Raw genomic sequence first — 7,113 nt, 5'->3', positions numbered from 1 at the left:
GGGGCCGAGCTGCGCGACGACAACACACGGGGAGCGCTCGCCACCCTGGCCGCCACGTGCCAGGGCTCATCCCCGCCCCTCGCCGACCTGTGCGCGGCCCTGGACGCCCTCCAGGAGCGCACCGGGCTGGACGTCCCGGTGCACGTGGACGGCGCGTCCGGCGCAATGGTGGCGCCGTTCCTGGACGAGGACCTGGTGTGGGACTTCCGGCTGCCGCGGGTTGCCTCGATCAACACCTCGGGGCACAAGTACGGGCTGGTGTACCCCGGGGTCGGCTGGGCGCTGTGGCGGGACGCCGAGTCGCTGCCCGAGGAGCTGGTCTTCCGGGTCAACTACCTGGGCGGCGACATGCCGACCTTCGCGCTGAACTTCTCCCGCCCCGGCGCCCAGGTGGTCGCCCAGTACTACACGTTCCTGCGGCTGGGCCGTGAGGGCTACCGGACCGTGCAGCAGTGCACGCGGAACGTGGCGACCGGGCTCGCCGAGCGGATCGAGGCGCTGGGTGACTTCCGGCTGCTGACCCGGGGCGACCAGCTGCCGGTGTTCGCCTTCACCACCGCCCCGGACGTGAAGGCGTACGACGTCTTCGACGTCTCCCGGCGGCTGCGGGAGAGCGGCTGGCTGGTGCCCGCTTACACCTTCCCTCCCAACCGGGAGGACCTGTCCGTGGTGCGGGTGGTGTGCCGCAACGGCTTCTCCCTGGACCTGGCCGACATGTTCCTGGAGGACCTCGGCCATCTGCTGCCGGAACTGCGCCGGCAGCCGCATCCGCTGGCCCAGGACAAGCAGGCGGCCACCAGCTTCCACCACTGACGGCGACGACGGGGCCGGGTGGTCAGCGGTCGTCCTCCGGATGCCGCTCCCCCGTCGCGTACGGGTTCTCCTGGCCCTCGGCCAGGACGCCCACGAAGGGCTCGCCCTCGCCGGCGAAGGTGTAGGCGCCGCGTTCGAGGCGCTCGGCGAGCCCGCGGGTCCAGGCGGCGTCGGAATCGGCCGTGTGGACCCACAGGTTCATGATCTCGCCGATGTGGCCCAGCTGTCCGGGTCCGTCCTCGGGGACGTAGCGCTCGGTGACGGCGGCCCGCCACTGCTCGATCCGGCGGATCCGTTCCTTCAGCAGAGCCACGGCCTCGTCCCTCGGCAGCTCGACGAGGAAGCCGACGGCCGCCGACTGGATGTCCGTCTTCTGGCCGTAGGCGACCAGGGACTCCCGCAGCAGCCTGAAGAACTCCTCGGTCCCCCGGTCGGTGATCTCGTACTCGGTCCGCGGCGGGCCCCCGGCCGTGGACGGCGCGGTCTCGTGCGCGTGCAGAAGTCCCTGCCTGGCCATCTGCTTCAGGGCGTGGTAGATCGAGCCGGGCTTGGCGTTGGACCACTCGTGCGCGCCCCAGTACTCCAGGTCGTTGCGCACCTGGTAGCCGTGGGCCCGCCCGTGCTGGCGGACCGCGCCCAGCACGAGGAGACGGATCGCTGACATGCGGTCCAGGCTATTGCCCGGGTGCGGGGCCCCGGGGGGTCAGTCCGTCGGCTCCTGTGCGCCGGCCCGCTCCAGGGCCACCAGCTCGAACGCCGTCTTCCCGTCCAGCGACTCGCGGATGATGTCGGCGTGGCCGGCGTGCCGGGCCGTCTCGCGGATCAGGTGGAGGACCAGCCAGCGCATGGAGACGGCCTCGTCCGGCGGGAACCAGGGGTCGTTCGGAAGCGGGAAGGTGTCGTCGAGGCTGGGCACGGACCGGACGAACTTCTCGGTCTCGGCGGCGACCTCCTCCCAGTACGCCAGTTGCTGGGCGACCGTCTCGCCCTCGGTCAGCACGAAGCACTCGTGCCAGTTCGACTCGTCCCGCGCGACCGCCGGCGGCTCGCCCTTGGCACGGGCGATCCAGCCCTGCTCGACCTCGGCGACGTGTTTGAGCAGCCCGCCCAGGGACAGCTCGCTGGCACTGGGCCTGCCCGTGGCCTGCTCGTCCGTCAGCCCGAGGACCGCCCGCCGGATGCCGCCGCGCTGCTCCGCGAGGAAGGAGAGCAGAGCCCCCCGCTCGTCGCCCTGCGCCTCGGCTCGCACGTGTGTGACCATGACAGGCCCCTTTCCTGGGGTTGCGTCGCTGGAACGGCTTCTCTTGCCCGACACCGATGACGCTACGGGCCCTTGCGGTCAGGTTCTGTCCGCAAGGGTGCGGCGACGGGCTCCGGTCACCGCAATGCCGTCAGGACGCGGGCCGGGCCAAGTGCTCGGCGTACACGACCACGGCCCCGCCGGAGTGCCGCACGACGGTTGCGGACTGCGGGACCCGGTTCGGACCGGAGAGGATCTCCCCGCCGTGCCGGTCGAGGAGTCCGTGCAGGCCGTCCGGATCGTCGACGAGCAGCGTGCTCCGGACGTCGTGGAACGGGGCGAGCGCCGCCTCGCTCCCCGCGACGAGCAGGATGCCGGCGGCCTCCACTTCGCCGTGGGAGTACCTCGTCCGGGCGCCCTGGCCCGTCAGCTCCCGCACGGCGGGGAGGGCGCGGTCGATGTCGTCCACGTGCACCGGGCCAGTGTTGCCGGCACCTTCAGGTCAGAACGGGAACGCGGTCCGGCCGTGCTGTACCGAGATCCACTTCAGCGTGGTGAATGCGTCCAGCGTCGTCTCGCCGTTGAGCCGGCCGATGCCGGAGTGCTTCTCGCCGCCGAAGGGGACCAGCGGCTCGTCGTGGATGGTGCCGTCGTTCACGTGGAACATGCCGGTGTCGACCCGCTTGGCGAACGCCACGCCCCGCTCGATGTCGGCCGTGTGGACGGCTCCGCTCAGCCCGTACGGGGTGTCGTTGACGATGCGGACCGCGTCCTCCTCGCCGTCGAAGGGGACCAGCAGCGCGACGGGGCCGAAAATCTCCTTGTGCAGGAGTGAGGAGTCGGTCGGCACGTCCGTCAGGACGGAGGGTTCCACCAGGTTGTCGGTGGTCGTGCCGCGCACGAGGACCGTGGCCCCTTCGGCTACGGCCTGCTCGATGGCGGCCGATATGGCGTTCGCCTGGAGCGAGTTGATGACCGGACCGATGACCGTCCGAGGGTCGCTCGGGTCACCGGTCTTCAGGGTTCTGACCTTGGCGACGAACTTCTCGGTGAACTCGTCCGCCACCGCGCGGTCCACCAGGACGCGGTTGGCCGCCATACAGACCTGGCCCTGGTCCACGTAACGGCTGAAGACGGCCGCGTCGACCGCGTAGTCGATGTCCGCGTCGTCGAGGACCACGAGCGCACTGTTGCCGCCCAGTTCGAGGACGGAGCGCTTGAGCTGCGCGGCACAGGCGGTGGCGATGTGCCGGCCGACCTTGTCGGAGCCCGTGAAGGAGATCAGCTTGGGGACCGGGTGCTCTATGAACGCGTCGCCTATCTCGGCTATGTCGGTGAGCACGACGTTCAGCAGGCCGGGCGGCAGACCCGCGTCCTCGAAGAGCTTGGCGATCAGGGTACCGCCGCAGATCGGCGTGTCCTGGTGGGGCTTGAGGACGACGGCGTTGCCGAGGGCGAGGGCCGCGGCGACGGGCTTGATCGACAGCAGGAAGGGGAAGTTGAAGGGGCTGATCACGCCCACCACGCCGACCGGGACGCGATAGAGACGGTTCTCCTTGCCGTCGATCGGCGACGGCAGGAATCTGCCCTCGCTGCGCAGCGCAAGTTGGGCCGCCTCGCGCAGGAACTCCTTGGCGAGATGAAGCTCGAATCCGGCCTTCATGTGCGTGCCGCCGAGCTCGGCGATGATCATCTCGGTGATCTCGCCCTCCCGCTCCTCGACGAGGCGCAGGACCTTCTCGAAGAAGACACGGCGGGCGTAGGGGTTGGTCTCGGCCCACTCACGCTGAGCACGGGCGGCCGCCCGGTACGCCTCGTCGACCTCGTCGATGGTGGCGATGGTGATCGAGGCCAGTTTCTCGCCGTCGTACGGGTTGAAGTCGATGATGTCCCAGGAACCGGTGCCCGGGCGCCACTCACCGTCGATGTACTGCTGGGCCAGGTCGGTGAAGCAGGACGACATGTGATCCCTCGATCCCCTTACTGCCTAAGCAGTCGAGACAGACACCCGATCAACTTCACTATCCGATCGGTCTGATTTGACTGATCACACGTCATCGTACTTGTGTTTACGGTGAGTTGGGGTGTCGCCTGGGGAAACGGGCGTGACAAGTCAAGAGGGCGAAAATCACGAGAGCTGCAGCAGTCCCCGCAGCAGGTCCCGGCTCTCGTCCGGCCCCGGGCTGTCCTGCTGAAGCTCCTTGAGGGCCTGCTCGTACTGGGCGACGTCCTCGCGCTTGTCCAGATACAGCGCGCTGGTGAGCTGCTCCAGGTACACGACGTCCGACAGGTCGGACTCGGGGAAACTGAGGATGGTGAACGCGCCGCTCTCACCTGAGTGGCCGCCGAAGCTGAACGGCATGATCTGCAGCCGCACGTTGGGCCGTTCGGAGATGTCGATCAGGTGCTGGAGCTGGTCGCGCATCACCTCGCGGTCGCCGTACGGCCGGCGCAGGGCGGCCTCGTCGAGGACGATGTGGAACTCGGGGGCGTTCTCCGAGACGAGGTACTTCTGCCGCTCGAGCCGCAGCGTCACCCTCCGCTCGACGTCGGCGACGCTCGCGCCCTTCATACCGCGCCGGACGACCGCGCGCGCGTACTCCTCGGTCTGCAGCAGACCGTGCACGAACTGCACCTCGTACGCCCGGATCAGCGAGGCGGCGCCCTCCAGGCCCACGTAGGTGGGGAACCAGCTCGGCAGCACGTCGGAGTAACTGTGCCACCAGCCCGCGACGTTGGCCTCCCGGGCCAGGGAGAGCAGCGACTCGCGCTCCACCTCGTCCGTGATGCCGTACAGCGTCAGCAGGTCCTCGACGTCCCGTGTCTTGAAGCTCACCCGGCCCAGCTCCATCCGGCTGATCTTCGATTCGGAGGCGCGGATCGAGTACCCGGCCGCCTCACGCGTGATCCCCCGTGCCTCTCGCAGTCGCCTGAGTTGCGAGCCGAGCAGCATGCGCCGCACCACCGATCCGGGCTCTCCCGCGCTCACGTTCGCCAGCCTCCCCAACCGTCTTCAGGGCCCGAAGTCTGCCACTAAAACACTTCGAGCAGTACTCGTCTGGTTACGGAAACGGAAAGGTGCCAAAGTTTCCGCACAGGATGAAGCACTCCAGAGGTGCGTCACGTGCATGAGGTTGGCGGAAAAAATGGCCAACAAGCGGTACGGGAGGGCTCAATTCGGTCTCGTGCACGTGCATCTGCCCTTGCATCTGCTGTGCGCATCCGAAAGCATGGTCCCCGCGCCACCGCTGCATCGCAACGACCGCGAATTCCCGGGAGTGCCTCGCATGGGGACGAATGGATCGACCATGCTCGAGCCGTTACGGCAGGGCCTTCCGCCGTTGGACCCCGCGGCCGTGTCCAACGCCGCCTCCTGCGCACTGCCCGCCCGCTACGAAGCGGTCCGTGAGGCCCGGCTGTTCACCCGCAGAACGCTCGACCAGTGGGACGTGGGCGACCGCTTCGACGACATATGTCTGGTCGTCTCGGAACTCGTCACCAACGCCCTGCGCCACGCGCTGCCGTCCGACGCCGGCTGCGCCGGGGAGCAGTCCCCGTCCGTGCGGCTGCATCTGCTGCGGTGGACCGACCGACTGGTGTGCGCCGTACGCGACCCCAGCCACGAGACCCCGGTCGCCCGCGACTCGGACGACTTCTCCGCCGAGTCCGGCCGCGGGCTGTTCCTGGTCGACTCGTTCAGTGACGGCTGGGGCTGGCACCCGCTCGCGGGCACGCTGAACGGCAAGGTCGTCTGGGCGCTGTTCCGGCTCCAGCCGGTCGAGTGACGAACCGCGACGTCGCCTCACGTCGCGGTTCTACGCGCGTTCCCGGACGCGACACGAAAAGTCTCCCCGCCGCGTCCAGGTGCGGCCGATGCCGGCCCGCCGGACCGTCAGCTCGCTATCAGGTGGTCGAACTCGCCGTCCTTGACACCGAGCAGCATCGCCTCGATCTCCGCGCGCGTGTAGACGAGTGCGGGGCCGTCCGGAAAGCGCGAGTTGCGCACGGCCACGTCTCCGCCCGGCAACCGGGCGAACTCCACGCAGGAACCCTGCGAGTTGCTGTGCCTGCTCTTCTGCCAGGCCACTCCGTCCAGCTGCGTGGCAGCCATGCCGTTGTACACGTCGTACCCCCCGTACACGCTGTCAACGTCGCGGTCCACAGGTCGCTCCCCGGTGGTGCACTGGCTGATGTGGCCATGGATGCTGTGGTCAACTGACCCGGATCATAACCCTGTTCATGTGCAGATGCATGGGCAGATGCACGTGCACGGGGGGTGTTCCTCCGGTTACAGCGTTGACGACCGCTTTACCGAAGCTCTTCCAGCGTGTGCCCCAGAGCTCGCAGGACATGCGAACGCCAGCCCCCGTCCATGATCTTCCGCGCCATCATCTGCGCCGGATCGTCCGGATCGAATCCCTCGTGTACTAGGAAGAGACGCGTACCGCGCCCTTCGTGTTCCAGCGTCCACGTGATGGTCCAGTCCGCGGGATTGGCCGGATCGGCATCGGTCCACCGGACGGACAGCGTCCGTTCGATGTCGTAGGCGAGAACCTGCACGTCGAGGGCGCCGGAGAACCGGGTGCCCGGACGCGGGACCGAGGTCATCCGGTACCGGTGACCGACCTCGAGCCGGAAGTTCTCCGCCCCGGGCATCTGCCACTGAACAAGGAGTTCCGGCTCGGTGAGGGCGCGCCACACCTTCGCCGGCGGGTGCGGGAGGAACTGGTCGACCCGGATGGTGGTGAGGTCGCCGGCCGCGGAAGCGTCTTCGGGCTGGATGTTCATGAAGGGTCATCGTCGGGCATGCGGTCGAGCAGTTCGCCGAGCCCCTTCAGGCGGTCGCGCCAGAACCGCTCGTACGGATGGAGCCAGTCCTGCACCTCGGCGAGCGGGGCCGCCTCCAGACGGTAGATGCGCTGCCGTCCGGAGCGGCGCTCGGAGACGAGGCCCGCGTCCCGGGGCCCCGGGTGGGGGTGGCCGGGAAAGGGGCGGCGGCGGGGGGAGAGGGCGGCCCCAACCCGGGCCGGGCGGGGGCCCCCCGCGCGCGCCCCGCGGCC

At 69.1% G+C, this 7,113-nt stretch carries 10 protein-coding genes; 2 read left to right on the top strand and 8 right to left on the bottom strand.

The annotated features are described in order from the left end of the window. Nucleotides 1-813 (top strand): pyridoxal-dependent decarboxylase (locus ACFW2E_RS26350; RefSeq protein ID WP_384469545.1); only part of this gene is annotated, 813 nt, incomplete at its 5' end. 22 nt (nt 814-835) lie between these two features. On the opposite strand, the gene ACFW2E_RS26345 is transcribed toward ACFW2E_RS26350, so the two are convergent. From ACFW2E_RS26345 to ACFW2E_RS26325, 5 genes are all read right to left on the bottom strand, one after another. Then, entirely contained in the window at nt 836-1,477 is a 642-nt protein-coding gene (locus tag ACFW2E_RS26345; protein ID WP_384469544.1) for a PadR family transcriptional regulator, read from the bottom strand. A 39-nt stretch (nt 1,478-1,516) separates the two neighbouring features. Beyond that, nucleotides 1,517-2,074 (bottom strand): DinB family protein, encoded by a 558-nt coding sequence (locus ACFW2E_RS26340; protein ID WP_384469543.1) that lies wholly within the window; start codon nt 2,072-2,074, stop codon nt 1,517-1,519. A 130-nt stretch (nt 2,075-2,204) separates the two neighbouring features. Next, nucleotides 2,205-2,528 (bottom strand): hypothetical protein, encoded by a 324-nt coding sequence (locus ACFW2E_RS26335; protein ID WP_384469542.1) that lies wholly within the window; start codon nt 2,526-2,528, stop codon nt 2,205-2,207. Between the two features lie 27 nt (nt 2,529-2,555). Further along, a complete protein-coding gene (locus tag ACFW2E_RS26330) occupies nt 2,556-4,016 on the bottom strand; it encodes an aldehyde dehydrogenase family protein (protein ID WP_384469541.1) in 1,461 nt (486 codons plus the stop codon). A gap of 165 nt (nt 4,017-4,181) precedes the next feature. Continuing rightward, on the bottom strand, nt 4,182-5,006 hold the full coding sequence (locus ACFW2E_RS26325; protein WP_384469552.1) for a helix-turn-helix domain-containing protein: 825 nt from the start codon (nt 5,004-5,006) through the stop codon (nt 4,182-4,184). 334 nt (nt 5,007-5,340) lie between these two features. On the opposite strand from ACFW2E_RS26325, the gene ACFW2E_RS26320 reads away from it, so the two are divergent. After that, nucleotides 5,341-5,838, top strand: coding sequence for an ATP-binding protein (locus tag ACFW2E_RS26320; RefSeq protein ID WP_384469540.1), 498 nt, complete (start codon nt 5,341-5,343; stop codon nt 5,836-5,838). A gap of 107 nt (nt 5,839-5,945) precedes the next feature. On the opposite strand, the gene ACFW2E_RS26315 is transcribed toward ACFW2E_RS26320, so the two are convergent. The 3 genes from ACFW2E_RS26315 to ACFW2E_RS26305 all read right to left on the bottom strand — a co-directional run. Then, nucleotides 5,946-6,215: a DUF397 domain-containing protein gene (locus ACFW2E_RS26315; RefSeq protein WP_189997865.1), complete on the bottom strand. Its 270-nt coding sequence runs from the start codon at nt 6,213-6,215 to the stop codon at nt 5,946-5,948. Between the two features lie 146 nt (nt 6,216-6,361). Further along, nucleotides 6,362-6,841, bottom strand: a complete 480-nt coding sequence (locus ACFW2E_RS26310; RefSeq protein WP_384469539.1) for an SRPBCC domain-containing protein — start codon at nt 6,839-6,841, stop codon at nt 6,362-6,364. Next, nucleotides 6,838-7,113: transcriptional regulator (locus ACFW2E_RS26305; RefSeq protein ID WP_384469538.1), on the bottom strand; the 276-nt coding region annotated here is incomplete at its 5' end. The genes ACFW2E_RS26305 and ACFW2E_RS26310, both read right to left, overlap by 4 nt.

The sequence above is a fragment of the Streptomyces sp. NPDC058964 genome (assembly GCF_042741275.1).
GTDB lineage: Bacteria > Actinomycetota > Actinomycetes > Streptomycetales > Streptomycetaceae > Streptomyces.
This window is presented reverse-complemented; position numbering and strand designations above follow the sequence as displayed.

Excerpts from the sequence above, each read along its gene's own strand:
- ACFW2E_RS26345 (WP_384469544.1), bottom strand. The coding sequence starts at position 1,477 with ATGTCAGCGATCCGTCTCCTCGTGCTGGGCGCGGTCCGCCAGCACGGG.
- ACFW2E_RS26340 (WP_384469543.1), bottom strand. The coding sequence starts at position 2,074 with ATGGTCACACACGTGCGAGCCGAGGCGCAGGGCGACGAGCGGGGGGCT.
- ACFW2E_RS26330 (WP_384469541.1), bottom strand. The coding sequence starts at position 4,016 with ATGTCGTCCTGCTTCACCGACCTGGCCCAGCAGTACATCGACGGTGAG.
- ACFW2E_RS26325 (WP_384469552.1), bottom strand. The coding sequence starts at position 5,006 with ATGCTGCTCGGCTCGCAACTCAGGCGACTGCGAGAGGCACGGGGGATC.
- ACFW2E_RS26320 (WP_384469540.1), top strand. The coding sequence starts at position 5,341 with ATGGGGACGAATGGATCGACCATGCTCGAGCCGTTACGGCAGGGCCTT.
- ACFW2E_RS26310 (WP_384469539.1), bottom strand. The coding sequence starts at position 6,841 with ATGAACATCCAGCCCGAAGACGCTTCCGCGGCCGGCGACCTCACCACC.